Genomic DNA, 25,621 nt, shown 5'->3' with positions numbered 1-25,621 from the left:
GGTGATGAGTCTGGTTATGTTGTTGGCGGTGGTGGTGCTGGCCGGTGCGGTGTTGAGTGTGCAGGCGGCGATCAATGGGCGATTGGGGGAGACCGTCGGGGTTTTGCGCAGTAGCCTGCTGACGTTTGCGGTCGGCGCCGTGAGTACGGGGCTGCTGATCCTGTTTTTCGAGCCTGCCCAGGCGGTCAGCCTGCTGGAGGTGCCGAAATGGCAGCTCACCGGGGCGCTGTTCGGCGTGGTTTACATGATGGTCATGGTGGGTGCGGTGCCGCGCGTCGGTACGGCGGTGGCGACGGTGGCGGTGATTGTCGGGCAGCTGGGCATGGGGATGTTGATCGACAATTTCGGCTGGCTGGGCAACCCCGCCATCGAGCTGTCGGGCGCACGGATTCTGGCGATGGCCTGTCTGGGGCTGGCGCTGGTGTTCATGTATCGCAGCAGCGCGAGGCAGGCGGACTGACAGCTTCTACACTGGTGGTACGGCCTGCTCTTGAGGCCTCAGACAACCACCACCGAAGGAGTCTGTCCCATGCCAGATAGAAAATGCGATTGCCCGGGCTGTAATTGCAAGATCAAGGAAGGCGACCATTCTTATGTGGCGCACGGCAAGCACTATTGCTGCGAAGCCTGTGCGCATCACCATAAGGGCGGCGAAGAGTGTTCCGGCAAGGGATGCCACTGCGCGCATCCGAAGTAACGGAAGGCATGAAAACGTGGAGCCTAGTCAGGCTCCACTTCCAGTTTCAGGCTGTCATCGTCCAGCCGTTCGATATGGCGGACAGTACCCTGCAGCCGACGGCCTTCAACGCTGACCACGACGGTTTTGGCTTTTTCGAGATCTTCCGGCAAGGGCGCCGGGACGCGCAGGGCGAAGCGGAAGGGATCGTGTTCGACGGGCTCCAGGCCCACCGGACAGTCGACGCTGCGGGTCATGCGGCCAAAGAGCGTGTCCAGACCATAGTCCAGATGCGCCGGGCTGCTGATGGTCGTCATGTGTGTTCCCCCCGAATAGTCCCCGCCTTCGCCACAGCTTAGCTTGCCGGACGCCACGTCACGTTTTCCACGCCGAATTTTTCTGCCATCGGCTTGCTGGTCTTTTGCACTTTCTCCCGGCCGAAACGCGGGATGCGGCCGACTCCTGCGTCGCAGCTTGCCCAGTGCCACGCCTCGGTGTTGTCCATTCTGTCCGAGCGGATAATGAACGACTTGGGCGCGCCGTGAAGGGTGTATTCGATGACAAACAGTTTTGCGTTGTTCATAAAGCCGGTCTTCCTCCCTGTGGTAATAGAGGGATCGCTGCGTCTCGGGAAAATTCACTCGGATTGTCCGACGGTATCTATCAATGGCGAGGGACCGGGCTGACTGGTTACCATGACGCCTTCGCCAATCCCGATGAATGTTGCGCATGGCCCTCGCCGCACCTCCTGACCTCACTGACACCGACGTGCCCGTACAACCGCTGGCGCGCACCTATCCGCGCGGGTTGTTCATCGAACCGCACGAGCATGTCTGGGGCCAGTTGTTGTATGCGATGAGCGGGGTGATGTGGGTCGAAACTCCGCACGAGGCGCTGGTGGTACCGCCGCAGCGGGCGGTGTGGTTGCCGCCGGGCGTGCCCCACGGGATCCGGGTGGTGTCGGATTTGCAGATGCGCAATATCTACCTGCGCCCGGCGCTGGCGGCGACGTTGGACGAAACCGTGCAGGTGATCGAGGTTGGCGGTCTGCTGCGTGAGCTGATCGTCGGGCTGGTGGAGCAGGGCGACCACGGCGATGCCGAATATTACGAAGCGCTGGTCGGGCTGGCGCTGCTGGAGCTCAAACGCGCCAGGCGTTCGCAGTTGAAGATCCCGCTGCCGGACGATGCCGACCGGCGACTGATGAGTTTGTGTCAGGCGGTGATGGCAGCGCCGTCGCTGGACATTCCCTTCGAGCAACACGCCGAAAACGCCGGGGCCAGCGTGCGAACGTTGGCGCGGCTGTTCAAGGAAGGTCTGGGCATGGGCTTCGCCGAATGGCGGCGTCAGGTGCAACTGGCGACGGCGGTGGCCGAATTGATACAGGGCGTACCGGTCAGCGCGATTGCCCGGGGGCTGGGGTATTCACCCAGCAGTTTCAGCGACATGTTCCGCCGTGAGTTGGGTGTCGCGCCTTCACAATTCATTTTGACCTTTCCCTGAAACCCATGTGGGAGCGAGCCTGCTCGCGAAGGCGTCATGTCAGGCGATACTTTTGCAGCTGATATACCGCTATCGCGAGCAGGCTCGCTCCCACCGATTTTGTGTCAGTTCCAAATTCGGCGTCTGACGCCGAATCCGGTGATTTGGCCGAAATTCAGAAGTCCTTGGCCGATGCCGGTCGCCTCCTTTCCCTAGACTCTGCCCATTCCCTTTATGTGGCGGAGTGATCCCATGAACTACCTGATTTCCCTGGGCATCGGTCTGGGCGTCGGCCTGCTGTATGGCGCGCTGGATTTCCGTTCCCCGGCGCCACCGGCCATCGCGCTGGTCGGGCTGCTGGGCATGCTGGCGGGCGAGCAGTTGTGGCCGTTGGGGCGACAACTGGTCAATGGCTGGCTGTCCTGAATTTCCTTTTTTCATTCGGTGGATGAACTCATGAAAGCACTGCAATTCGATAAGACCGGCGACCTGTCCTCCCTGCGCTTCGTCGAGGTTCCGACGCCAGTGCCGGGAGCGGGCGAGGTACTGGTGCAGATCAAGGCTGCGGGCCTGAACCCCAGCGACGTGAAGAACGTGCTCGGGCGTTTCCCCTACACCACGCTGCCACGCATTCCCGGCCGGGACTTTGCCGGGGTGGTGGTCGAAGGTCCGCAGGCGCTGATCGGTCAGGAAGTCTGGGGCACCGGGCGTGAGCTGGGCTTTTTCGCCGATGGCTCCCATGCGCAATTCGTCAAACTGCCGGCCAGTGGCGTGGCGCATAAACCGGCGCATTTGAGTTTCACCCAGGCCGCCAGCCTCGGTGTGCCTTACACCACGGCGTGGGATGCGCTGGAGCGCAGTCTGGTCAACGCCGAAACCCGGTTGCTGGTGATCGGTGGCGGGGCAGTGGCGACGGCGGCGCTGGCGCTGGCCAGGGTGCGTGGTGCGCAGTTGCTGGCGGCGGCGCGGCGGCCGGAGCAGGTCAAGGATTTGCAGGCACAGGGATATCAGACGATTCAACTGGATAAACCTGAAGAGCTCGGCGCACAGGTCAACGCGGTGTACCGCGGCGGCGCCGACGTGATCTTCGACACCACCGGGTTCTGGCTGCCGGCTTCGGTTTCCGCATTGGCACCGTTCGGGCGCATCGCGATCATCGCCGCGCCGGTGGACGGGCATGTACAACTGCCGGCACTGGCGCTGTATCGCAAGGGTGGCTCCGTGGTCGGCATCAACTCCTTGCTGTACGGCGTCGAGGCCTGTGCGGCGATGCTGGAGCAGTTCGGCCGGTTCTTCGACGAAGACCGGCTGCCACTGCCGCAAGGGCTTGTCGAAGCGCCGCTGGCCGATGGACTGGCGCGTTATGCCGATGTCAATCAGGGCAGCGGCGACAAGGTCATCCTGATGCCTTGATCCTCAGGCTTCAGGGACACCGTGCTCCCACGCCGACCAGTGCTTGAGGATGTCCTGCACCAGCGGATTGCCTGCGCGATAGAGGTTTTCCAGCGCCGGCACGAATCCGCCCTGATCGGCGTACTTGAGCAGGTTGTCCACTTCGCTGCCGCCCGGCGCCGGGCGGTCGAAGTCGGAGCCGGCACGCACCACGGCCAGGCGCTGCACGTCCACCAGGCCTTCACGGCTGGCGCGCAGCAAGGCTTCATAGGTGGAGTTGTCTTCCTGTTGGGTGGTGCAGTATTCGCCCTTGTTGTCGGTCAATAGTCGGGTCCAGACTTCGGCGCGCTCGCTCAGGCGTGTGCCGGAGAACCAGGTGTTGCCCGCCAGCGTGTCGCAACGGGTGACCACCGGCGGCTGATTGGCCGGCGCTGTCGGGTATTTCAGACGCCATGCCGCCGATTCCGGGCTCTCGCTCAGTTGTACCTTCTGGCTCAGGGCGAAAGCCTTGGCCTGCAGTTTCGGGTTGAGTTCGAAGACTTCGGTCTTGTAGTCCAGCGGTGGTTTTTCGTTGGGGCCCTTGGTGTTGATGCCGAGGTAACCGGTTGGCCAGCTCGATGGCGCATCCCGCGAATCCAGTTCCCACTGGGTGCCGAACTCCACCAGATAATGCGCCCAGGCGGCGGTGCCGATGGTTCCGTGTTTCGGGCTGATGCCGGCAATCCCGGCGATCAGGAAGTAGCTTTTGCGCAGGTCGAATTTCGGTGACAGCGCAAGGGCCAGGGTCGAGGCGGCCGCGTTGGTCTGGCCCATGCCGGTGGTCATCAGGCACACCTGCTGCGTATTGCAACGGATGGTCGGGAACTCGGCCGACAGGCCCGGTACGCGGATTTCCTGCTTCAGTTCCAGGCGATCGATCCAGTGCTGCGCCTCGGGAGCGAACATGGTGATCAGCACCACTTTCGGTTGAATCGGCGCCTCGGTGGCCCAGGCGGTAGAGCAGAGCAGGGCCGCAGCGGCCAGTGATACACGCGTCATTGCTTTCATGTTTGCTCCTGGATTCAGAACTGATAACCGATGCCGGCGTAGTAACCCCAGCCGTTGGAACGTGCGCGGAAATTGCCGTCGCCGAAATTCAGCTCGCTGCCGTCCTCCCAGTTGCCGCCGTTGTGGAAGTAACGACCGACCAGGGTGAAGCGCAAGTGCGTGAACGAGTACAGCAACACGTTGGTCGCCACCGTGGCATTGGCGGTGCGCGCCGGGTTGTCCTTGTGCAGGTCCGAACCGAAATCGAAGTTGGTGAAGCCAATGTAGGTCAGCGATGCACCGTTGCTGAATTTGTCGATCGGCACGATGTACTTGAGCTGGGCGCGGTAGCCGTCCCATGAGTATTCGTTGCTGGCGCCATAGTTTTCCCACTGGTAGCGTCCGTACAGGTTGGCCGACAGATTGACTCGCGAGTGAGTGTCGATGTCGGTGCCCAGACCGCTGTACAGCGTGTTGGCGCGGTTCTCTTTGCGGCTGCCGTGATCGTAGATCCAGTCGAACGCCACGTACCATTCCTTGAACGGCCCGATGGCCAGGCTGCGGCCGGCGAGGTAGTCGATGGAGATGCGCGGCTCATGCTCCATGAACACCGGCGAGCCGTGATCCCACACGCCTTTGTCATGGCTGTTGCCGATGTTGAAGATCTTCGGGATGTCGATGTAGCCGTACAGCTCGAACGGGCCCTTGCGCCCGAAATACTCGTATTCCAGGTAGATATCGTCAGCCGGTTGCGGGCCGAAGCTGATGTCCTTGCTGCCGATCAGCATCAGGTCCTGGTTGTACCAGTCCGACAGATAAGCGCCTTTTTTCGGCGGGCTGGCCTCGGGGCTGAGGGCTTCGCCCTGAGCTGATTCTTCGGGCAAGGCAGGTTGTGAAAGCGCTGGCTGGCTGAGAACTGCGGTAACGCCGGCCAGTAGCAGGGAAACAGCGAACGGGCGCGCAGCACGACGGCGGCGGCAGGAAGAAGCGTGCATTCAAAGTCCTTTTTGCGGATCAACGCCCGGATTTGCGGGCCTGTATGGTTTTGTAACGAAAATGAGGTCAACGGCGACTCGCAAACGTTTGCACAAGCCGTACCAATTCCTGTAAAGCGCTGAATTCTCGATCGAATCATCGAATTATCTGGCGCCTCGGTCAGGTGCAGACGCCGTGGTGTCTGAAACACGTCAAACCCTTGCTCAGAACGGCTGGAAGTATCGCCGCAGAGCCTTATCGCCCAAAAGTATTAACACTATTTAATCAATGCCCCATCGCGGGGCATCTACTAGCGTGTGTCTGGAACAGACGGTTTATCTGATGACCGTCATACGCTTGATACGCGTGTTGGAGCTTGCCGCCGTTGCACGCCCTCAAGGAAGAAATCGGCCACGAAAGGAGTAACCCGTGGAAGCAAGGTCTGGTGTCGCCCTCGTTTCGCGTTTTTCCCCACTTTCCCTTGCTGTGCATCTGAGCGTTGCCGGATTTCTGTTCGGCGGCGTCAGTGCACCGGCGCTTGCAACCTGTTCCACTGCCGGATCGACGGTGACCTGCACCGGGGTGCCGAGTCTGCCGCTGTTTCTCAATGACTTCAGCAGTGCCAGCAACGGCCTGACGGTCAATGTCAACTCGGGCGCGCAGATGAACGCGACGCTCGGTGGCAAGGTGCTCAATCTGACGGGCGTCAACATCAGCCTGAACAACTCCGGGACCATCGACCCTGCGTTGCTGGGCCTGGTGTCCGTGCTCAGCGGCGGCGCGTTCATCGGAACGGGCGCCTCCAGCACGGTCAGCGTGCTCAACAACGCCAGCGGCATCATCCGCGGCACCGGCATGCTGCTCGGCCTCAACCTGACCAGCATCGATGGCCTGGGGATAGGGGTCAACAATGCGGCGGCCGGCACCACCACCATCACCAACAACGGGACGATCACCTCGACCGGTCTGTCGGTGGGCGGGATCACCCTGGCCGATACGCCGGTGGTCGGTGTGTATGGCGGTTCACAGGTCGTCATGACCAACAGCAGCACCGGCACGATCAACGGCCGGGTGGCCTTCGAGACATCGGCGGCGGGCAATACCTTCACCAACGCCGGTAACATCACCGGCAGCGTGTCGATGGGGGCGGGCAGCACCAACACGTTCTACGCGATCACCGGTTCGAGCGTAAACGTCGGCGACGGCGTGCAAGTCACCGTCGGCCTCGGTGGCCTGATCGGTATCAACCTGACCTTCGCCCCGACCGGCACGATCGATGGCGGCGCGGGTGGCACCAATACCCTGATTCTGCAAAACCCCATCGGTGTCGGCGGCGGCACCACGGGTACGGGCACGGCGTCCAGCGCCACCTATGTCAATTTCAACAACCTGACCCTCAACAGCGGCACCTGGACCCTGCAGGGACCCTTGGTCAGCGGGGCGACAACCCTCAATGGCGGTGTCGCGCTGTTCAATGACAATGGCGCGTTCGGCAGCGGTGTATTGACCTCCAATGGCGGCATCCTGCAGGCCAGCAATGCCGGACTGAACATCAGCAACCTGATCTCGCTCGGTGCCGGCGGCCTGACGGTGCAGGGGACCAACCCCACCACGCTCAGCGGCGTGCTGTCCGGCAGCGGCGGTTTGACCAAGATCGGCAGCGGCCAGCTCAACCTCAACGGGGTCAACACCTACACCGGCAGTACCGTGCTCAATGGCGGCGTGGTGCAGGTGGGTAACAACCAGGCCCTCAGTACCGGCGGCATTACCGTGGGCGGCGCTTCGAGCATTTCGGCCTCGGGCCCGATTTCGTTGAACAACGCGATCACCCTCAACAGCACATTGACGGCAACCGGCACCGGAGCCCTGACCCTGGGCGGGCTGATCAGCGGCGCCAGCGGCCTGACCAAGACCGGCAGCGGCAGTCTGACGCTCAGCGGCGCCAACACCGGTTACAGCGGCACCACAACCCTGAGTGCCGGCACTTTGCGCGTCGGCAACAACAACGCGCTGGGCACCGGGGTGCTCAACACCGCCGCCGGCACCAGCCTGGACAGTACCGCCAACGTGACGTTGGGCAACAACATCGGCATCACCGGTGCGTTGAACGTACTCGGTGGCAACGCCCTGACCCTGTCCGGCATTCTCTCCGGCACCGGGGCGATTACCAAGAGCGGCACGGCCAGCCTGACCCTGACCGGCAACAACACCAACAGCGGCACCACCGCGCTCAACGGCGGCACCTTGCTGGTCGGCAGCAACACCGCCCTGGGCACCGGCGCGCTGAATGCGGCGGCGGGTACCACGCTGGATGCGACCACGGCGGTGACCCTGGCCAATGCGGTGGCGCTGGCGGCGGACCTGACCATCGGCGGAACACAGGCACTGGGCCTGAGCGGGGTCATCAGCGGTGCCGGCAACCTGATCAAGAACGGCACCGCAAACCTGACCCTCAGCGGCAACAACACCTTCTCCGGCGGTACGGCGCTGAATGCCGGGACGCTGATTGTCGGTTCCAACACCGCGCTGGGCACTGGCGCACTGAACACGGCGGCGGGCACCACGCTTGATGCCAGCACCACCGTGGCGCTGGGTAACGCCGTCGCGCTCGGCGGCAACCTCAACATCGCCGGCAACGCCAACCTGACCCTGGGCGGCGTGGTCAGCGGCAACGGCGGGCTGACCAAGAACGGCGCGGCCAACCTGATTCTCAGCGGCGCCAACACCTTCCTCGGCGGCACCACGTTGAATGCCGGCACCCTGACTGTCGGCAATGCCGGCGCACTGGGCAGCGGCAGCCTGACCGTCGCCGGCGCCGCGACCCTGGACAGCAGCACCGCCGTCAGCCTGGGCAACGACGTTGCGCTCAACGGCAACCTGAGCATCGGCGGCAGCAACGGCCTGACCCTGGGCGGCGTCATCAGCGGCGCCAGTCAATTGATCAAGAACGGCACCGCCAACCTGACTCTCAATGGCGTCAACACCTTCACCGGCGGCACGGCGCTCAACGCCGGCAGCCTGACCGTCGGCAACGCGGCGGCTCTCGGCACCGGCACGCTGACCGTGGGCGGCTCGGGCGGTTCGCTCAACAGCAGCGCCAACGTCACGCTGAACAATGCGATTGCCCTCAACGCCAACCTCACCGCCGGGGGCGCCAACCCGCTGACCCTCGGCGGCGTCATCAGTGGCGGCAGCAACCTGATCAAGACCGGCGCCTCGACGCTGAGCCTGACCGGCAACAACACCTACACCGGCAATACGGCGTTGAATGCCGGGACCCTGAGCGTGGGCTCCAACACCGCGCTGGGCACTGGTGTACTCAATGCGTCAGCCGGTACCACGCTGGATGCCAGCACCGCGACAAGCCTGGCCAACAACGTCAACCTCGGCGGCAACGTGACCCTCGGCGGCAGCAATGCCCTGACGCTCAACGGTGTCGTCGCCGGTGTCGGTGGCCTGATCAAAAACGGTCCGGCCGATCTGGTCCTCAACGGCGCCAACACCTACTTCGGCAACACCGCGTTGAACGTCGGCAAACTGATCGTCGGCAGCAACACCGCGCTGGGCAGTGGTGCGCTGAATGCGGCCGCCGGCACTACGCTGGACACCAACGCCGCCGTCAGCCTGGGCAACCAGGTCAACCTTGCCGGCGCGCTGAATGTCGGTGGTAGCGCCGACCTGACCCTCACGGGCACCGTCGCCGGGGCCGGCAGTCTGGTGAAAAACGGTGCGGCCAACCTGAATCTGAACGGCACCAATACCTACATTGGCGGCACCACCCTGAACGCCGGTAGCGTGACTGTCGGCAACAGCTCGGCGCTGGGCACGGGGGCCTTGACCGTCGGCGGTGCCGCAACGCTCGACAGCAGTTCCTCGCTGGCCAGCCTGGCCAACGCGGTCGTGCTTAACGCCGCGCTCAGTGTCGGCGGTACCCAGAACCTGACCCTCGGCGGCGTCGTCAGCGGCGCCGGCCAGTTAATCAAGAACGGCGCGGCCAACCTGACACTCAATGGCAGCAACACCTTTGGCGGCGGCACCACACTCAATGCGGGCACGCTGACACTGGGCTCGGCCGGTGCCTTGGGCAGTGGCGGGCTGACCGTCGGTGGTGCAGCGACGCTGGATAACAGCAGTCCGCTCAGCGTCGGCAACAACATCACGCTCAATGCCGACCTGACCGTGGCCGGCAACAACGCTCTGAACCTCAGCGGGGTGATCGACGGTGCCGGCAACCTGGTCAAAAGCGGCCTGGATGATCTGACGCTCAGCGGCACCAACACCTTCACCGGTGCGCTGAACATCCTCTCCGGCAGCGTCAGCACTTTGACCAGCGGCGCACTCGGCAATACCTCCGGCGCCAGCATCAGTGCCGGCGCGAGTCTGAACCTCGGCAGCAATGCCAGCCTGAATGCATTGAGCGGCAGCGGCAGCGTGCAGATCGGTGGCGGCAATACCCTGACCGTGGGCGGTGTGAGCAGCACCAGTACTTTTGACGGTGATCTCGGTGGTGGCGGCGGCCTGACCAAAGTCGGCACCGGCACACTGAACCTCACCGGTACCAACGGCATCACCGGCAACACCAACGTCAATGGCGGTACGCTGAATCTCAGTGGTTCGCTGGCCAGTGCCCAGGTCAACGTCAACAATGGCGGCACTCTGACGGGCAGCGGCTCGGCCCTGGGCGCGATGACCATCAATAATGGCGGCCATCTGGCGTTGTCTTCGGGCAACACCTTGTCGGCGGCATTGCTGGTACTCGCCGCCAACAGCAACGTCGACGCGAGCCTCGCCACGCCATCGACCACCTCGCTGATGAACATCGGCGGCAACCTGACACTCGGCGGCAATCTCAACGTCACCGATGCCGGCGGGTTCGGTGTCGGTGTCTATCGCTTGTTCAACTACACGGGGGCACTGACCGACAATGGCCTGACCGTGGCCGGTGTGCCTGTGGGTTATGGCCTGGGCGATCTGGTGGTGCAGACCTCGGTCGGTAACCAGATCAACCTGTTGGTGTCTGCGCCGAACGCCAATATTCGCTTCTGGGACGGCAGCCAGACGATCCCGAACGGTACGGTCGATGGCGGCAGCGGAACATGGGATGCCGTCAACACCAACTGGACCAACGTCAACGGCACGCTCAACCAGACCTGGGCCGGTGACTTTGCGGTGTTCCAGGGCACGGCGGGCACGGTGTCGGTCAACGGCACGCAACTGTTCACCGGCATGCAGTTCCTTACCGATGGTTACAACGTGGTGAATGGCTCTGCGGGTCTGCTGACTGCGGTCAACGGCAGCGGTGGCACCACCGCGATGCGGGTCGATCCGGGCGTGACTGCCACGATCGGCGTGAACATTGACGGCAGCGGGATTCTCAACAAGCTCGACAGCGGTACCCTCGTACTCAATGGCGCCAACAGCTACACCGGCGGCACACAGCTGGACGGAGGCACGCTGGTGGTCGGCAGCAATACCGCGCTGGGCAGCGGTGCGCTGATCGCCAACGCCGGCACGCAACTGGACAGCAACACCGCCGTGACCCTGGCCAACGCCGCCACGCTGAACGGCAATCTCACCGTGCTCGGCAGCAACGCCCTGACCCTCAACGGTGTCATTTCCGGCACTGGCGGTTTGATCAAGAACGGTGCGGCGAGCCTGACCCTCGGTGGCAACAACGCTTTCCTCGGCCCGGTGGCACTGAATGCGGGCGGTCTGATCCTGGCGTCGAACGCGGCGCTGGGCTCGGCCACCCTGAACGCGGCGAACGGCACCACCCTGGATGCCGGCGCGGCTGTCAGTGCGGGCAACGCGATCAACCTGGCAGGCAACCTCGGCGTGGTCGGCAGCAACGATCTGACACTCAGCGGAGCGATCAACGGCGCCGGCAGCCTGACCAAGAACGGCGCAGCCAACCTGATCCTGAGCGGTGCCAACAACTTCCTCGGCGGCATCACCCTCAATGCCGGCACCCTGACCGCCGGCAGCAATGGGGCCCTCGGTCTGGGCAACCTGACCGTGGCCGGCGCGTCGTCGCTGAACAGCAACACCCCGGTGTCGCTGGGTAACAACGTGGTGCTCAACGCCAACCTCACCAACACCGGCAACAGCAACGTGACCCTCGGCGGCGTAATCAGCGGCAACGGGGCACTGATCAAGAATGGCGCCTCCAACCTGACCCTCAACGGCATCAACACCTACAGCGGTGGCACCACGCTGAACGCCGGCACCGTGACCCTCGGCACCTCGGCGGGCCTGGGCTCCGGTGCGGTGACCGTAGCGGGCGCGTCGACTCTCGACACCACGGCGCCGCTGGTGCTGGCCAACAACCTCAACGTCAATGCCAACCTCAGCGTTGCGGGCAACAACAACCTGACCCTGGGCGGCGTGATCGCCGGGGCAGGCACCCTGACCAAGAACGGTCTGGCTGACCTGACGCTGACCGGCAACAACACCTTCAGCGGCACCTTCGATGTACAGGCCGGCAGCCTTACCACCCTGGGCAACTCGGCGCTGGGCAGCAACGCCGGGGTCAATCTCGGCAATGCCGCAACGCTGAACCTCGGCGGCTCCGGCAGCCTCGCCAGCCTGACCGGCAGCGGTACGGCGCTGATCGGCGGCGGCAACACCCTGAGCATCGGTGGCAACAACGCCAGCAGCCTTTTTGGCGGCGTGCTCACCGGCACTGGCGAACTGAACAAACTCGGCACCGGCACCCTGACATTGACCGGCCTCAACAGCCTGACCGGCAACACCACGGTCAACGCCGGGACCCTGAGCGTCAACGGCTCGCTGGACAGCGCCAGTGTGCTGGTCAACAGCGGCGGCACTCTGACCGGCGGCGGCTCCCTCGGCGGGGCGGTGACCGTGGCGGACGGCGGTCATCTGGCCGGTGCCACAGGCAGCACGCTATCGGTGAACTCGCTGGTGTTCAATGCCAACTCCAACTTCGATGTCGGCCTCGGCGCACCGGTCTCCGGTGGCGGCAATGCACTGGTCAATGTCGGTGGCAACCTGACGCTCGACGGTACCCTCAACGTCAGCGACATCGGTGGTTTCGGCAGCGGCGTATATCGCTTGATCAACTACACCGGCGGCCTGACCGACAACGGCATGCTGATCGGTACCGTACCAGGCAGCGTCACGCCGGGCGACCTGACCCTGCAAACCGCACTGGCCAATCAGATCAACCTGTTGGTCACCGCACCGGGTGTCACCGTGCAGTTCTGGGACGGCAACCAGCTCGTCGCCAACGGTTCGGTGGATGGCGGCAGCGGCACCTGGGGCACCGGGACCACCAACTGGACCGACGTCAACGGCACCACCAACCAGGCCTGGACCAACAACTTTGCAGTGTTCCAGGGCACGGCCGGCACAGTGACGGTCAATGGCGCGCAAACCATCACCGGCATGCAGTTCGTCACCGACGGCTACAGCCTGCAGAACGGTACGGCGGGTTCGCTGAACCTGGTCAACGGTTCGCTGGGCAACGCCACCGTGCGGGTCGATCCGAACGCGACGGCGACCATTGGTGTCGCGCTCAACGGCGCCGGCACGCTGGGCAAATACGACACCGGCACCCTGGTGCTCAATGCCGCCAACGGCTATACCGGCGGCACCGCGCTCAATGGCGGCAAAATTGTGGTCGGCAACAACGCAGCCCTCGGCACCGGTGTGTTGACCGCCGCCAACGGCACGGCGCTGGACAGCAACACCGCCGTCAGCCTCGCCAACGATGTAGTGCTCAACGGCGGCCTCACCGTTGCCGGTTCCAACGCACTGACACTCGGCGGGGTGGTCAGCGGCAGCGGCAGCCTGATCAAGACCGGCCCGGCAAGCCTGACCCTCAACGCCAGCAACACCTACAGCGGCGGCACCCAGCTTGCCGGCGGTACGCTGGTGCTGGGCAACAACAGTGCAATCAGCAGTGGCGCTCTGAGTGTGCTGGGCAACGGTACTCTCGACAGCACCTCCGCATTGCAACTGGCCAACGCCATCAACCTGGGTGCGCAACTGACCCTGGCCGGCAACCAGAACACCACGTTGATCGGCGCGATCACCGGCAGCGGCAGTCTGGTGAAAAACGGCAGCGGCGACCTGCTGCTCGGTGGCGCCAACACCTACAGCGGCGGCACCACGCTCAACGGCGGCAGCACCCGTGGTGACACCAGCAGCCTGCAAGGCGCCATCGTCAACAACGCCGCGCTGACCTTCGAGCAGAACAGTGACGGCAGCTACACCGGCAATCTGACCGGCGCCGGCAGCCTGACCAAAACCGGTACCGGCGCCTTGCTGCTGACCGGCAACAACACCTTCACCGGCAACACCTCGGTTCAGGCCGGTTCGCTGAACGTCAATGGCGTGCTCGACAGTGCCAGCGTCAATGTCGCCAGCGGCGCGAAGATCGGCGGAAGCGGCCAGTTCGGTGGGGCTGTACAACTGGCCAGCGGTGCGACCCTGCTGGGTGGCGGCAGCGCGACGCCGTTGTCGGTCGGCTCCCTGGCACTGTCTTCGGGGACAAATCTGGACTTCACCCTCGGCTCGGCCGCCAGCTCCACGACCGTGGTCAACGTTGCCGGCAACCTGACCCTTGACGGCACGCTGAACATCACTAACGCCGGCGGCTTCGGCACCGGCGTCTATCAACTGTTCAGCTACGGCGGCACGCTGACCGACAACGGTCTGGTCTACGGCAGCCTGCCGGTCTCGGCCGCCAATCTGACCCTGCAAACCGCGCTGGCCAATCAGGTCAACCTGCTGGTACAGAACACACCGGGCGAAGTGCAGTTCTGGAACGGCGGCAAGACCAACCCGGACGGCAGCATCGGCGGCGGCAGTGGCGTGTGGGGCCCGGGCACCAACTGGACCGACCCGACCGGCACTCAGGCGCTGGGCTCCAACGGGCAGTTCGCGGTGTTTGGCGGGCAGGGCGGTACGGTGACCGTGCAAGGCAATCAGAACTTCACGGGGCTGCAATTCCTCGCCAACGGTTACAGCCTGGTGCCGGGCGGTGGCGGCACGCTGACCCCGGTCAACGGACCTGGCGGCACTCCGGCGCCGATCCGCGTCAATGCCGGTGCCACCACGCAAATCGACGTGCCTCTGATTGGCACCGGCGGCATCGAGAAACTCGATTCCGGCACTTTGGTGCTCACGGCAGCCAACACTTACAGCGGCGGCACCACCGTCAGTGGCGGTACGCTGATCGGTAACACCACCAGCCTGCAAGGCAACATTACCGACAACGCTTCGCTGGTGTTCCAACAGAACACCGACGGCCAGTTCAACGGGCGTCTCAGCGGCGTTGGCGCCCTGGCCAAACGTGGCGCGGCGCGGTTGCTGTTGACCGGCGACCAACCGTTCAGCGGCACCGTGTCGGTGGACCAAGGTGTGCTGCAAGTCGGCAGCCGGGCAGCGCGGGCTTCCCTGGGCGGGCAAGTGAACGTGGCCAATGGTGCGGCCCTGAGCGGTAACGGCAGTGTCGGTTCGGTGGTCAACCACGGTGTGGTGGCTTCCGGTGGCGGTGACGGGACCCTGAGCGTGGCCGGCAACCTGACCAACGCAGCCGACGGTGTGCTGGCCCTGACCGTCAGTTCGCCAACCGCTACGCCTCTGGCTGTCGGCGGTACGGCAACGCTGGGCGGTGGCCTGCAAGTGAACAGCCTGGCGCCGTTCACCGGCAACACCGTGTATTCGCTGATCACGGCCGGTGGCGGAGTGAACGGTACGTTCAGCGCAGCCGATCTGCCGCAGTACGCATTCCTCGACACGTCGCTGGTGTACAGCCCTGACGCGGTGAGCCTGGTGGTCAGCCGCAACGGCAACTCGTTCGCCGACGTCGCCGCCACCCGCAACCAGCGCAACACCGCCTCGGCGTTGATGCGCAACGGTCCGGCGGGCGCGGCGTTGCAGAACGAGATCGTCAACCTCAGCGTGGCCGGTGCGCGTCACGCTTTCGACAGCCTGTCCGGGGAGATCCATGCCAGCACCGCCAGTGCGGTGCTGGAGGATTCGCGCTTCGTGCGTGAAGCGGTCAATGATCGTATGCGTCAACCGACTTGCAGCGCGTCGGACGACCCACGTCGGACACTGGCCCCGAGCGATACGCAACTGAGCAGCAACGGCTGCCACGGTGAAATGGTCGGCTGGGCCCGTGCCATCGGCGCCTGGGGCGACATGGGCGGCGACAGCAACACGGCGAAAGTCGATCGCAGCCTCGGCGGTTTCATGCTCGGCACCGACAAGCAGCTCGACGATCAATGGCGTGCCGGTCTGGCAGCGGGCTACACCCGTGGCAACCTCAACGCCCATGACCGCAACTCCGATGCCAAGGTCGACAGCTATCACCTGGCCGCTTATCTGAGTTCGCAGTTCGATGCCCTGGCCGTGCGCCTCGGCGCGGCCTACAGCTGGCACAGCATCGAGACCAAACGCGACGTCAACGTCGGCAGCTACAACGATCGTCTGAAGGCTGACTACGATGCCCGCAGTGCACAGGTGTTCGGTGAAGTGGGGTATGCCATCAATGCGGCGGGCGTAGCCATCGAGCCGTTCGCCGGCCTGGCCTACGTCAACTACGACAGCGACACCGCCAAGGAAAAAGGTGGAGTGGGACGTTTGAAGGGCGATGCCGATCAGGACATCACCTACTCGACCCTCGGTGTGCGCATCGGCAAGCTGGTGACCCTGGCCAACGGCAGCCAGCTCACGCCACGGGCAGCCATCGGCTGGCGGCATGCCTACGGCGATACCAAGCCTGACGCTGACCTGACCTTCATCGACGGCGGCGCATCGTTCAGCACCCAGGGCGTGCCGATTGCCAAGGACAGCGCACTGCTCGAAGCCGGTGTGGACTTCCAGATCAGCCCGACCGGCAAGCTCGGCATCGGCTATTCGGGCCAGGTGTCCAGCGACAACAACGACAGCGCAATGACCATCAGCTTCAGCCAGAGCTTCTGATCGTGGTCGAAGCACTTTGACCGCCCGCAAGGGCGGTTTTTTTTGCCCGGCATTCCCCTCTGCTAGAATCCGCCCCATTCCCAGCCAGAGGTTGCCCCATGAGCGAGCCCATCCGTCTGACCCAATACAGCCACGGCGCCGGTTGCGGCTGCAAGATTTCGCCGCAGGTGCTGGAAGTAATCCTTGCCGGCAGCGGCGCACAGAATCTCGATCCGAAACTGTGGGTCGGCAACGCTTCGCGCGACGACGCGGCGGTGTATGAAATCGATGCCGAACGCGGTGTGGTGTCGACCACTGACTTCTTCATGCCGATTGTCGATGATCCGTTCGACTTCGGCCGCATCGCGGCGACCAACGCCATCAGCGATATCTACGCCATGGGCGGCGATCCGCTGATGGCCATCGCCATTCTCGGCTGGCCGGTGAACGTGCTGGCACCGGAAGTGGCGCGTGAAGTGATTCGCGGCGGGCGGGCAGTGTGCGATGCGGCGGGCATTCCCCTGGCCGGCGGCCATTCGATCGACGCACCGGAGCCGATCTTCGGTCTGGCCGTCACCGGGCTGGTGGAAAAACGCTTCATGAAGCGCAACGACACCGCCACTGCCGGGTGCCTGCTGTACCTGACCAAACCGCTGGGCATCGGCATCCTCACCACCGCAGAAAAGAAGGGCAAGCTGCGTAACGCCGACATCGGTGTGGCCCGGGACTGGATGTGCACGCTGAACAAGCCCGGCAGCCGTTTCGGCAAGTTGGCCGGCGTCACCGCGATGACCGACGTCACCGGTTTCGGCCTGCTCGGGCATCTGGTGGAAATGGCCGACGGCAGCCACCTCACCGCACGCATCGCCTATGACCGTGTGCCGCGTCTGGACAGCGTCGAGTACTACCTCGATCAGGGTTGCGTACCCGGTGGCACCTTGCGCAATTTCGACAGTTATTCGAGCAAGCTCGGGCGCTTGCAGGAGCTGCACAAAAGGGTGCTGTGCGATCCGCAGACCAGTGGCGGTCTGCTGGTGGCCGTGACGCCGGAGGGCAACGCCGAATTTCTCGCCGTGGCCGCCGAGCTGGGCCTGGAGCTGTCGCCGATCGGCGAACTGGTCGAGCGACAGACCCACGCAGTCGAGGTGATTTGATGCTCCGCGACTGCACCGATTACCGCGACATTTTCCTCAACGACCGGCCGCTGATGGATGCCCGTGCGCCGGTCGAGTTTCACAAGGGTGCGTTCCCCGGGGCGGTCAACCTGCCGTTGATGAATGACCTCGAACGACAAAAGATCGGCACCTGCTACAAGCAGCATGGCCAACAGGCCGCCATCGAACTGGGCCACCGTCTGGTGTCCGGCACGGTGAAGGCCGAACGCATCGAGGCCTGGGCCGAATTCGCCCGGGCCCATCCCGACGGTTATCTCTATTGTTTCCGGGGTGGCTTGCGCTCGCAGATCACCCAGCAGTGGCTCAGGAGCGAGGCCGGGATCGACTATCCGCGCATCGGTGGCGGTTACAAGGCCCTGCGTACCTTCCTGATCGACACCCTCGAACAGGCGGTGACCGAGTGTGATTTCGTGCTGCTGGGCGGCATGACCGGCACCGGCAAGACCGAACTGCTGGTGCAGTTGCGCAACAGCCTGGATCTGGAAGGCCACGCCAACCATCGCGGTTCCAGTTTCGGCAAGCGCGCCACCGGCCAGCCGTCGAACATCGACTTCGAGAATCGCCTGGCCATCGACATCCTCAAGAAGCGCGATGCCGGCATCGGCCAGTTCGTGCTCGAAGACGAAAGCCGGGTGGTGGGCAGTTGCGCGCTGCCGCTGCCGTTGTATCAGGGCATGCAGCACTACCCGATGGTCTGGCTGGAAGACAGTTTTGAAGAGCGGGTGCAGCGCATCCTTGGTGATTACGTGGTGGATCTGTCGGCCGAGTTTTCGGCGGTGCATGGCGAGCGGGGTTTCGAGCTGTTCTCTCAACGCTTGCTCGAGAGCCTGAACAATGTGCAGAAGCGTCTGGGCGGCGAGCGCCACCGGCGGATGCTGTCGTTGATGGAAGACGCCCTGGCGGAACAGGGGCGCAGCGGTTCGGTGGACTTGCACCGGGGCTGGATCGAAGGCCTGCTGCGTGAGTATTACGACCCGATGTACGTGTTTCAGCGCGAGAAGAAGGGCGCGCGGATCGAGTTTGCCGGGGAGCGCGAGGCAGTGGCCGAGTATCTGCGTGAGCGGTTGAATCGCAAACGCTGAGACAGGAGCCCGGCACGGGCTCCGGATCAACTCAGGTCGGGCAAGTGACCTTGCCGTTGTCCAGCCCCTGTTTGTAGCTGTGGCTCTGCAGGCTGGCCTTGCCGTTGTGCCAGGTCAGGGTCAGCACATACAGCGAGTCGTAATCGCTGGATGCCCAGTCTTCGGTGATCTTTTGCTTCTCGCCCACGGCCTTGCCCGCGACCTTGTTGATCAGCTCGGGCAGGTAGCCGTGGGACCACGCCGTGTAGATGGTCGAGTTGTGGTACTTGTCGGCAATCAGTTCCCGGGCCAGGTCGCTGGTGTCGTTGGCCGAAAACTCGATGTTCACCGGCAGGCCGAGCTTGATGGCGGCGGGGCTGATGGTCATCAGGGGGCGGATGTAACTGTAGGTGTTGTCCAGCTCGCCTTCCTCGACATTGCGCGTCGGGTTGGCGGCAAACACGTAGTCGGCCTTGCCGAACTTTTCCGGCAGCAGGGTCGACAGTTCGATGGCGCGGTTAAGGCCCTGGCAATTGAGCTGGCCGAGCCCGCCGACGGGTTTTTCCCCGTGGCGCAGGAAGATCAGGGTCTGGGTCCCGTCCACCGGTTGCGCGCGGCTTTCGCTGGACTCGAGGGACAGAAACAGGGCGCTCATTGCCAGCAGCGAGGGCAGAGCCACATAAGCGCGATGTTTGAAGCGTCTGGCGACTTTCATCAGTTTCGTCATGAGATAAAGGTTCTTCAGTCTGATCGGTTAAGGCTGACAAACCACTGCACCACGGGCCGCCGGCGCCGGGTGTATTCCCTGTCTTGAACGATTTCCTTGGAGCCCCTTGAAAGCCTTTGGTTCGATCAGGGGTGCCTGCGCGGCCGGAGAGCAGGGTAGCGACAGCATGTTGCGGATTTAAGTAAGCCCGGCCGTCGTGGCAAAAAGAACCCGAGCCGGCGCGCAAAACGTGGATTATGCTCAGGCCTTTCATTTTGTGACTGGATGCTACACATGACCGATCTGTCCGCGTTCCCGATCACCCAGAAATGGCCGGCGCAGTACCCCGACTGGATTCAGCTCTATTCCTTGCCGACTCCCAACGGCGTCAAGGTCTCGATCATGCTCGAAGAGATCGGTCTGCCCTACGAGCCGCACCGCGTGGGCTTCGACACCAACGACCAGATGTCGCCGGCGTTCCTGTCGTTGAACCCGAACAACAAGATCCCGGCGATTCTCGATCCCCATGGTCCCGAGGACAAACCGATGCCGTTGTTCGAGTCCGGCGCGATCCTGATTTACCTCGCCGACAAAAGCGGCCAGTTGCTGGCCCAGGAAGGCGCCCTGCGCTACGAAACCATTCAGTGGCTGATGTTCCAGATGGGCGGCATCGGCCCGATGTTCGGCCAGCTCGGCTTCTTCAACAAGTTCGCCGGCAAGGATTACGAAGACAAGCGTCCCCGCGACCGTTACGTCGACGAAAGCAAGCGCCTGCTCAACGTTCTGAACACCCGCCTCGAAGGACGTGACTGGATCATGGGCGAGCGCTACACCATCGCCGACATCGCCACGTTCCCGTGGGTGCGCAACCTGATCGGTTTCTACGAGGCGGGCGATCTGGTCGGCATCAAGGACTTCCCGAACGTCACCCGGGTGCTGGAGCGCTTTCTGGCGCGGCCGGCGGTGGTGCGCGGGTTGACCGTTCCTTCATAAGTCGGTGTGAGCCGGGTGCGCATATTATTGCGTGCCCGGTAACGCACTCTTGATTGATCCAGGTTTGTACCTCATCCCCCGCAAGGCATAAGCTTCGCCCCCTACGACTTTCGTCTCATCCGCCGTTTTCAGGAAAGACCCCATGTCCAGCCAGTTCCCCGAAGCACGTCCACGCCGTCTGCGCCGCAATGCGAGCCTGCGCAGCCTGTTCCAGGAGACCGAGTTCACCCTCAACGATCTGGTGCTGCCGATCTTCGTCGAAGAAGAGATCGATGACTTCGTGCCGATCAAGAGCATGCCCGGTGTGATGCGCATTCCGGAGCGCAAACTGGCCAGCGAGATCGAGCGCTATGCCCGGGCCGGTATCAAGTCGGTGATGACCTTCGGCGTGTCCCATCACCTGGACGCCAGCGGCAGCGACACCTGGCGTGAAAACGGACTGGTGTCGCGCATGTCGCGGATCGCCAAGGACGCCGTGCCGGAAATGATCGTGATGTCCGACACCTGCTTCTGCGAGTACACCGATCACGGCCATTGCGGCGTGATGCACAACCATGAAGTCGACAACGACCAGACCCTGATCAACCTCGGCAAGCAAGCCGTGGCCGCCGCCCGTGCCGGTGCCGACGTGATCGCGCCGTCGGCAGCGATGGACGGCCAGGTGCAGGCCATTCGCCGAGCGCTGGATGACGCCGGATTCACCCAGACCGCGATCATGGCCTACTCGACCAAATTCGCCTCGGCACTCTACGGCCCGTTCCGCGAGGCCGGCGGCAGTGCGCTGAAGGGCGACCGCAAAAGCTATCAGATGAACCCGATGAACCGCCGCGAAGCCCTGCGCGAATCGCTGCTCGACGAGCAGGAAGGGGCCGATGCGCTGATGGTCAAACCGGCCGGCGCATACCTCGACATCATCCGCGACATCCGCCAGGCCTCGAACCTGCCGCTGTCGGCGTATCAGGTCAGCGGCGAGTACGCGATGATCAAGTTCGGCGCCCAGGCCGGGGCCATCGACGAAGACCGCGTGGTGCGCGAAAGCCTCGGCGCGATCAAGCGTGCCGGTGCGGACCTGATCTTCACTTACTTTGCGATGGATCTGGCACTGGCCGGGATCTGAACTTCAGGGGCAATTGAAAAACGGCCGGATCCCGTGGTCACGAAAGTACCGTTCGATCACCTTCGGATCCGCGCTGTTGTCGGCAATCGCCACATAAGTATCCGGGCGTAACAGGTAAAAGCCGTTGCGCCCCAGGCCCGCCGTCTCGAACGCCGGTCGCCAGTCGAATACGTGCAGCGGCAGGTGATGTTCATTGCACCAGGCGATCATCTCGTCGCTGGTGTCGCCGTACACATGCACCTGCCAGCACGGGTTGCGCAACGGCTCGTAATTGTCCCCCTCGCCATCATGGGCCCACGGCAAACGGTCGCCGCCGTGGACATGCCCGGCCACGCCTTCGCTCAAGGCCATGCCCCGATAGTTGACGGTAATTTGCGAGACGGTGCGAAAGAGGAATTCGCGGCTGGTCTCGAATGACGCCAATTTCGGGATCACGAACGGTGCCAGCCGTGTGCGCAACAGGTCGGCCATTCGCCCTTCGGCGGTGACGAAGCTGAAAACCTTGTCGGTGGTCGAGACCAGCCGTCGGGCGAAGGCGATGCGTTCGGTTTCGTAGCTGTCGAGCAGCTTTGGCGTGGCTGCGCCGCCGAGCACCGCCGCGAGTTTCCACGCCAGGTTGATCGCATCGCCAATGCCGGTGTTCATGCCCTGGCCGCCGGCGGGGCTGTGTACGTGGGCTGCGTCGCCAAGCAGAAACGCCCGGCCCTTGCGAAAGTGATTCGCCACCCGATGATGCACGCGGTAGGTGGAGAACCAGTTGACGTCTTCGATGTGCACGTTCAGATGTTCGATGGCGCGGCTGCTGACATCGGAAAACTCCAGGGTTTCGGCGCGCTCGGCACGCTCATCGCGCACCGTGCCGATCAGCCGTGCACGACCTTCGCCGGCCAGCGGGAACACCGCGAGAAAATCGGCCTCATCCAGATCCAGATGCAAGTCGCCGTTGAGCGCCGGGCCGCTGGCCTTGACGTCGGCGACGTAAAAGATCTGCTGATAGGTGCCGCCGGGAAAACCGGTGTCGAGGGTCTTGCGCACCACCGAGCGGGCACCGTCGCAACCGGCCAGATAACAGGCCTGGCAGATTTCCTGCTCGCCATCCGGCAGCCGCAGATGGGCGGTGAGGCCGTCACCGTTTTCCGTGAAGCTTTCCAGTGTGGTATTGCGCTCGACCGTCACGTCGTAGTCTTCGAGGCGGTCGATCAGCAAGCGCTCGTGTTCGTCCTGCGGGTAGATTTCGAGAAACGCATACGGCGTCAGGCCTTCGCCGATCCGGTTGAGCGGCAGTTGCGCCACCGGCCTGCCCTTGACCCAGAAGTTCGCCGCCGCGACCCGGTGGCCGTTGCGCACGATCGTGTCGGCCAGGTCCAGTTGCCGGTACAACTCAAGGGTGCGCGCTTGCACCGCCAGCGCCCGCGAAGTGGTGCCCGGCGCAGAAGTCCTGTCGAGGATGCGCACGCGCACACCCAGTTTGCTCAGCCACAGGGCCAGTACCAGACCGGTGGGACCTGCGCCGATGATCAAGACGTCACTGCGGTTCATGGTCTGTCCTGCCCTTGAGGTGTGCAGCAGCAAGTATGGATCACCCGGTGAGCACGGCCAGTCAGCCTGCCGGACGGGGTGATGGAACAGCGTTGCAGGCCGGGAGTCCTATCCTGCAAACCGGAATTGAGCGTAGGGTAAACCCGGCTCGACGGACTTCATGGAGCGTTATGCACAGCCTTCGATCATGTCTCTGCCTCATCGCTGCACTGGTACTGGCCGGTTGCGCCGGTCAACGTACACAGGAAGCGGCCCCGCGCCCGCCCGCCGAGGTCAAGGCGCAGATCGTGCGCCTGCTGCCGGCGCAAGTCGCCGATCGTCAGGGTTGGGCCACTGACATCTACACGGCGTTCGCCGCCCAGGGCATCAGCCCGACCACGCAGAACCTGTGTTCGGTGCTGGCCGTCGCCGAGCAGGAGTCCAACTTTCAGGTCGACCCGCCGGTACCCGGCCTGGGCAAGATCGCCCGCGACGAAATCGACCGGCGCGCCGCCAGGGTCCATGTCCCGAGCCTTCTGGTGAGCGGCGCCTTGCAGGTGCGTTCGCCCAACGGCAAGACCTACAGCGAGCGCTTGAGCGCGGCACGTACCGAAAAAGACCTGAGCGGCATTTTCGATGACTTCATCGGCATGGTGCCGATGGGGCGCACACTGTTCGGTGGTTTCAACCCGGTCCACACCGCCGGGCCGATGCAGGTCAGCATCGAATTCGCCGAACAGCACGCCAAGGGTTATCCGTACCCGGTGAGCGGCACGATTCGCCACGAAGTGTTCACCCGCCGTGGCGGCATGTACTTCGGCATCGCCCATTTGCTGGGGTATCCGGTGAATTACCGCGAGCCGCTGTACCGTTTTGCCGATTTCAACGCCGGGTGGTACGCCAGTCGCAACGCGGCGTTTCAGAACGCAGTCAGTCGTGTGTCGGGTGTGCCGCTGGCGCTGGATGGCGACCTGATCCGCTATGACTCGATCATGCCGGGCACCACCGAACTGGCGGTGCGCAAGCTTGGCAAGTCATTGGGCATGCGCAATCCGGTGATCCGCGAACAACTGGAGAAAGGCAATACGCTCGGATTCGAAGAGACCCGCCTGTATCAACGGGTCTTTGAACTGGCGGAGCGGGCGCAAGGCAAACCGTTGCCCCGGGCGGTACTGCCGGGGATCGTGCTGCAAAGTCCGAAGATCACCCGCAAGCTGACCACCGCGTGGTTCGCCAAGCGGGTCGATGAGCGCTACCGGCGTTGCATGGCCGGAAGCTGAGGGCTCGGTCATCGGCTCGCGGCGGCGATCTGCGTCGCGCCTTCTACACTCCAGGGCAGACCGGGAGTCGCTATCACGAGGGGTAGGGAACATGTATCAACTTTACGGCCACAGGAATTCAGGGGCGGCGGCCATCGAGGCGGCACTCGAACTGTGTCAGGTCGCGTACCGGTTCATTGATGTCGAAGCCAGCGCCGAAGCCGCGCAGGAGCTGGCCAGGCTCAATCCGCTCAAACAGATTCCGTCCCTGCAACTGCCGGACGGCAGTGTGCTGACCGAGAGCGCGGCGATCCTGATTCATCTGGGATTGAATTTTCCAAAGTCCGGCCTGCTGCCGGTCGAGGTTGTCGACCGTGACCAGGCCATTCGCGGTCTGGTGTATATCGTCAGCAATTGCTATGCGGCCATCGGGGTCATCGACTATCCCGAACGCTGGCTGGTGATGCCGGATGAAGCGGCACGGCAGAACCTGATGGCCGGCGCCCGGGAGCGACTGCACTGGATGTGGGAGGTGTTCTCTGACCTGTTCTCCGCCGAACTCTATCTGGACGACGAAACGCCGGGTGCGCTGGATGTGCTGGCGGCGGTGGTGACACGCTGGGCCGGCACCCGCGAACATTTGCGCCAGGCACGGCCCGGTTTTTACGCGTGGCTGCAACGCATCGACCGGCACCCGGTGCTGGCGCCGGTCTTCGCAAGGCATTGGCCCGGTTAAGAAGTCGAGTGATCGTTCCCACGCAGAGCGTGGGAACGATCGGGGGGGCATCATTCCCCGCGAATGTACTGCTCCAGCTGCTTGATCAGCTCGGCCTGTTCGGCGATCGCCTCCTTGACCAGGTCGCCGATCGACAGCAGGCCGATCAGTTTGCCGTTTTCAACCACCGGCAAGTGCCGCAGACGTTTGTCGGACATGATGCCCAGGCAGGTATCGACGGTCTGGTGAGTGTCGACCGTGATGACGTTCGACACCATGATGTCGCGCACTGGCGTGCCCACCGACGAGCGCCCGTGCAGCACCAGTTTGCGCGCGTAATCGCGCTCGCTGATGATGCCCACCACTTTTTCGTCTTCCACCACGAGCAAGGCGCCGACGTTTTTCTCGGCCATCTTCATCAGCGCTTCGAGCACCATGTGATCGGGTTTGATCTGGTGCACTTCCTGATTTTTCTGATCTTTGAGCTTGAGCAGCTGGGCGACGGTTTTCATGGCGGTTACTCAGGTGTTGTCGTTGTTCTCCAAGCATCGTAGACCGTGGCGCGCAGGGCAAGGTCGCAAAACGGCAGAT

General features: G+C 63.6%; 19 protein-coding genes. 12 read left to right on the top strand and 7 right to left on the bottom strand.

Annotated features, from left to right (window positions below):
* The first annotated feature begins 4 nt into the window (after window positions 1-4).
* Window positions 5-460, top strand: a complete 456-nt coding sequence (locus BBF94_RS12830; RefSeq protein ID WP_065259395.1) for a DMT family transporter — start codon at window positions 5-7, stop codon at window positions 458-460.
* 69 nt (window positions 461-529) lie between these two features.
* Window positions 530-697, top strand: a complete 168-nt coding sequence (locus tag BBF94_RS27145) for a metallothionein (protein ID WP_082302398.1) — start codon at window positions 530-532, stop codon at window positions 695-697.
* A 23-nt stretch (window positions 698-720) separates the two neighbouring features.
* On the opposite strand, the gene BBF94_RS12825 is transcribed toward BBF94_RS27145, so the two are convergent.
* Together BBF94_RS12825 and BBF94_RS12820 are read right to left on the bottom strand one after the other, a co-directional pair.
* Window positions 721-993, bottom strand: a complete 273-nt coding sequence (locus BBF94_RS12825; RefSeq protein WP_065259394.1) for a hypothetical protein — start codon at window positions 991-993, stop codon at window positions 721-723.
* Window positions 994-1,031: 38 nt separating this feature from the next.
* Window positions 1,032-1,259, bottom strand: coding sequence for a DUF6555 family protein (locus tag BBF94_RS12820; RefSeq protein ID WP_065259393.1), 228 nt, complete (start codon window positions 1,257-1,259; stop codon window positions 1,032-1,034).
* A gap of 137 nt (window positions 1,260-1,396) precedes the next feature.
* Here BBF94_RS12820 and BBF94_RS12815 point away from each other — a divergent pair, with 137 nt between their 5' ends.
* From BBF94_RS12815 to BBF94_RS12810, 3 genes are all read left to right on the top strand, one after another.
* Complete coding sequence (locus BBF94_RS12815; RefSeq protein ID WP_065259392.1) at window positions 1,397-2,179, top strand: AraC family transcriptional regulator; 783 nt, start codon at window positions 1,397-1,399, stop codon at window positions 2,177-2,179.
* 231 nt (window positions 2,180-2,410) lie between these two features.
* Window positions 2,411-2,584 (top strand): DUF1427 family protein, encoded by a 174-nt coding sequence (locus tag BBF94_RS27140; protein WP_082302397.1) that lies wholly within the window; start codon window positions 2,411-2,413, stop codon window positions 2,582-2,584.
* A 30-nt stretch (window positions 2,585-2,614) separates the two neighbouring features.
* Window positions 2,615-3,571, top strand: a complete 957-nt coding sequence (locus BBF94_RS12810) for a quinone oxidoreductase family protein (protein WP_065259391.1) — start codon at window positions 2,615-2,617, stop codon at window positions 3,569-3,571.
* 3 nt (window positions 3,572-3,574) lie between these two features.
* On the opposite strand, the gene BBF94_RS12805 is transcribed toward BBF94_RS12810, so the two are convergent.
* Entirely contained in the window at window positions 3,575-4,597 is a 1,023-nt protein-coding gene (locus BBF94_RS12805) for a purine-nucleoside phosphorylase (RefSeq protein ID WP_065259390.1), read from the bottom strand.
* 14 nt (window positions 4,598-4,611) lie between these two features.
* Window positions 4,612-5,571 (bottom strand): nucleoside-specific channel-forming protein Tsx, encoded by a 960-nt coding sequence (locus BBF94_RS12800; RefSeq protein ID WP_065259389.1) that lies wholly within the window; start codon window positions 5,569-5,571, stop codon window positions 4,612-4,614.
* A 409-nt stretch (window positions 5,572-5,980) separates the two neighbouring features.
* Here BBF94_RS12800 and BBF94_RS12795 point away from each other — a divergent pair, with 409 nt between their 5' ends.
* The 3 genes from BBF94_RS12795 to mnmH all read left to right on the top strand — a co-directional run bounded on the left by BBF94_RS12795 (window position 5,981) and on the right by mnmH (window position 18,743).
* Complete coding sequence (locus BBF94_RS12795; protein ID WP_065259388.1) at window positions 5,981-16,507, top strand: autotransporter-associated beta strand repeat-containing protein; 10,527 nt, start codon at window positions 5,981-5,983, stop codon at window positions 16,505-16,507.
* 98 nt (window positions 16,508-16,605) lie between these two features.
* Window positions 16,606-17,640 (top strand): selenide, water dikinase SelD, encoded by a 1,035-nt coding sequence (selD, locus tag BBF94_RS12790; protein WP_065259387.1) that lies wholly within the window; start codon window positions 16,606-16,608, stop codon window positions 17,638-17,640.
* Entirely contained in the window at window positions 17,640-18,743 is a 1,104-nt protein-coding gene (mnmH, locus tag BBF94_RS12785; protein WP_065259386.1) for a tRNA 2-selenouridine(34) synthase MnmH, read from the top strand. The genes selD and mnmH overlap by 1 nt, the downstream gene beginning before the upstream one ends.
* A gap of 31 nt (window positions 18,744-18,774) precedes the next feature.
* Here mnmH and BBF94_RS12780 read toward each other — a convergent pair whose 3' ends face one another.
* The gene (locus tag BBF94_RS12780; RefSeq protein WP_065259385.1) at window positions 18,775-19,449 is read right to left on the bottom strand and encodes a histidine phosphatase family protein; all 675 of its coding nucleotides are present in this window, start codon (window positions 19,447-19,449) and stop codon (window positions 18,775-18,777) included.
* 273 nt (window positions 19,450-19,722) lie between these two features.
* On the opposite strand from BBF94_RS12780, the gene BBF94_RS12775 reads away from it, so the two are divergent.
* Both BBF94_RS12775 and hemB read left to right on the top strand, forming a co-directional pair.
* Window positions 19,723-20,421 (top strand): glutathione binding-like protein, encoded by a 699-nt coding sequence (locus BBF94_RS12775; protein WP_065259384.1) that lies wholly within the window; start codon window positions 19,723-19,725, stop codon window positions 20,419-20,421.
* Between the two features lie 142 nt (window positions 20,422-20,563).
* Window positions 20,564-21,538, top strand: a complete 975-nt coding sequence (hemB, locus tag BBF94_RS12770; protein ID WP_065259383.1) for a porphobilinogen synthase — start codon at window positions 20,564-20,566, stop codon at window positions 21,536-21,538.
* Window positions 21,539-21,541: 3 nt separating this feature from the next.
* Here the strand turns inward: hemB and BBF94_RS12765 are convergent, their stop codons facing one another.
* Window positions 21,542-23,077, bottom strand: coding sequence for an FAD-dependent oxidoreductase (locus BBF94_RS12765; protein ID WP_065259382.1), 1,536 nt, complete (start codon window positions 23,075-23,077; stop codon window positions 21,542-21,544).
* 170 nt (window positions 23,078-23,247) lie between these two features.
* Here BBF94_RS12765 and BBF94_RS12760 point away from each other — a divergent pair, with 170 nt between their 5' ends.
* Together BBF94_RS12760 and BBF94_RS12755 are read left to right on the top strand one after the other, a co-directional pair.
* A complete protein-coding gene (locus BBF94_RS12760; protein WP_065259381.1) occupies window positions 23,248-24,336 on the top strand; it encodes a DUF1615 domain-containing protein in 1,089 nt (362 codons plus the stop codon).
* Between the two features lie 91 nt (window positions 24,337-24,427).
* A complete protein-coding gene (locus tag BBF94_RS12755) occupies window positions 24,428-25,051 on the top strand; it encodes a glutathione S-transferase (RefSeq protein WP_065259380.1) in 624 nt (207 codons plus the stop codon).
* Between the two features lie 50 nt (window positions 25,052-25,101).
* On the opposite strand, the gene BBF94_RS12750 is transcribed toward BBF94_RS12755, so the two are convergent.
* A complete protein-coding gene (locus BBF94_RS12750; RefSeq protein ID WP_065259379.1) occupies window positions 25,102-25,542 on the bottom strand; it encodes a CBS domain-containing protein in 441 nt (146 codons plus the stop codon).
* Between the last annotated feature and the right edge of the window lie 79 nt (window positions 25,543-25,621).

Source organism: Pseudomonas bananamidigenes, from assembly GCF_001679645.1.
Taxonomy (GTDB): Bacteria; Pseudomonadota; Gammaproteobacteria; order Pseudomonadales; family Pseudomonadaceae; genus Aquipseudomonas; species Aquipseudomonas bananamidigenes.
The sequence above is the reverse complement of the archived record's forward strand: the minus strand, read 5'-3'. Positions and strand labels throughout refer to the sequence as shown.

Bases quoted from the DNA above. Each gene is read 5' to 3' on its own strand.
- hemB (WP_065259383.1), top strand. From the start codon at position 20,564: ATGTCCAGCCAGTTCCCCGAAGCACGTCCACGCCGTCTGCGCCGCAAT.
- BBF94_RS12800 (WP_065259389.1), bottom strand. From the start codon at position 5,571: ATGCACGCTTCTTCCTGCCGCCGCCGTCGTGCTGCGCGCCCGTTCGCT.
- BBF94_RS12820 (WP_065259393.1), bottom strand. From the start codon at position 1,259: ATGAACAACGCAAAACTGTTTGTCATCGAATACACCCTTCACGGCGCG.
- BBF94_RS12775 (WP_065259384.1), top strand. From the start codon at position 19,723: ATGACCGATCTGTCCGCGTTCCCGATCACCCAGAAATGGCCGGCGCAG.
- BBF94_RS27145 (WP_082302398.1), top strand. From the start codon at position 530: ATGCCAGATAGAAAATGCGATTGCCCGGGCTGTAATTGCAAGATCAAG.
- BBF94_RS12825 (WP_065259394.1), bottom strand. From the start codon at position 993: ATGACGACCATCAGCAGCCCGGCGCATCTGGACTATGGTCTGGACACG.
- BBF94_RS12780 (WP_065259385.1), bottom strand. From the start codon at position 19,449: ATGACGAAACTGATGAAAGTCGCCAGACGCTTCAAACATCGCGCTTAT.
- mnmH (WP_065259386.1), top strand. From the start codon at position 17,640: ATGCTCCGCGACTGCACCGATTACCGCGACATTTTCCTCAACGACCGG.
- BBF94_RS12805 (WP_065259390.1), bottom strand. From the start codon at position 4,597: ATGAAAGCAATGACGCGTGTATCACTGGCCGCTGCGGCCCTGCTCTGC.
- BBF94_RS12830 (WP_065259395.1), top strand. From the start codon at position 5: ATGAGTCTGGTTATGTTGTTGGCGGTGGTGGTGCTGGCCGGTGCGGTG.
- selD (WP_065259387.1), top strand. From the start codon at position 16,606: ATGAGCGAGCCCATCCGTCTGACCCAATACAGCCACGGCGCCGGTTGC.
- BBF94_RS12765 (WP_065259382.1), bottom strand. From the start codon at position 23,077: ATGAACCGCAGTGACGTCTTGATCATCGGCGCAGGTCCCACCGGTCTG.
- BBF94_RS12810 (WP_065259391.1), top strand. From the start codon at position 2,615: ATGAAAGCACTGCAATTCGATAAGACCGGCGACCTGTCCTCCCTGCGC.
- BBF94_RS12815 (WP_065259392.1), top strand. From the start codon at position 1,397: ATGTTGCGCATGGCCCTCGCCGCACCTCCTGACCTCACTGACACCGAC.
- BBF94_RS12750 (WP_065259379.1), bottom strand. From the start codon at position 25,542: ATGAAAACCGTCGCCCAGCTGCTCAAGCTCAAAGATCAGAAAAATCAG.
- BBF94_RS27140 (WP_082302397.1), top strand. From the start codon at position 2,411: ATGAACTACCTGATTTCCCTGGGCATCGGTCTGGGCGTCGGCCTGCTG.
- BBF94_RS12760 (WP_065259381.1), top strand. From the start codon at position 23,248: ATGCACAGCCTTCGATCATGTCTCTGCCTCATCGCTGCACTGGTACTG.
- BBF94_RS12755 (WP_065259380.1), top strand. From the start codon at position 24,428: ATGTATCAACTTTACGGCCACAGGAATTCAGGGGCGGCGGCCATCGAG.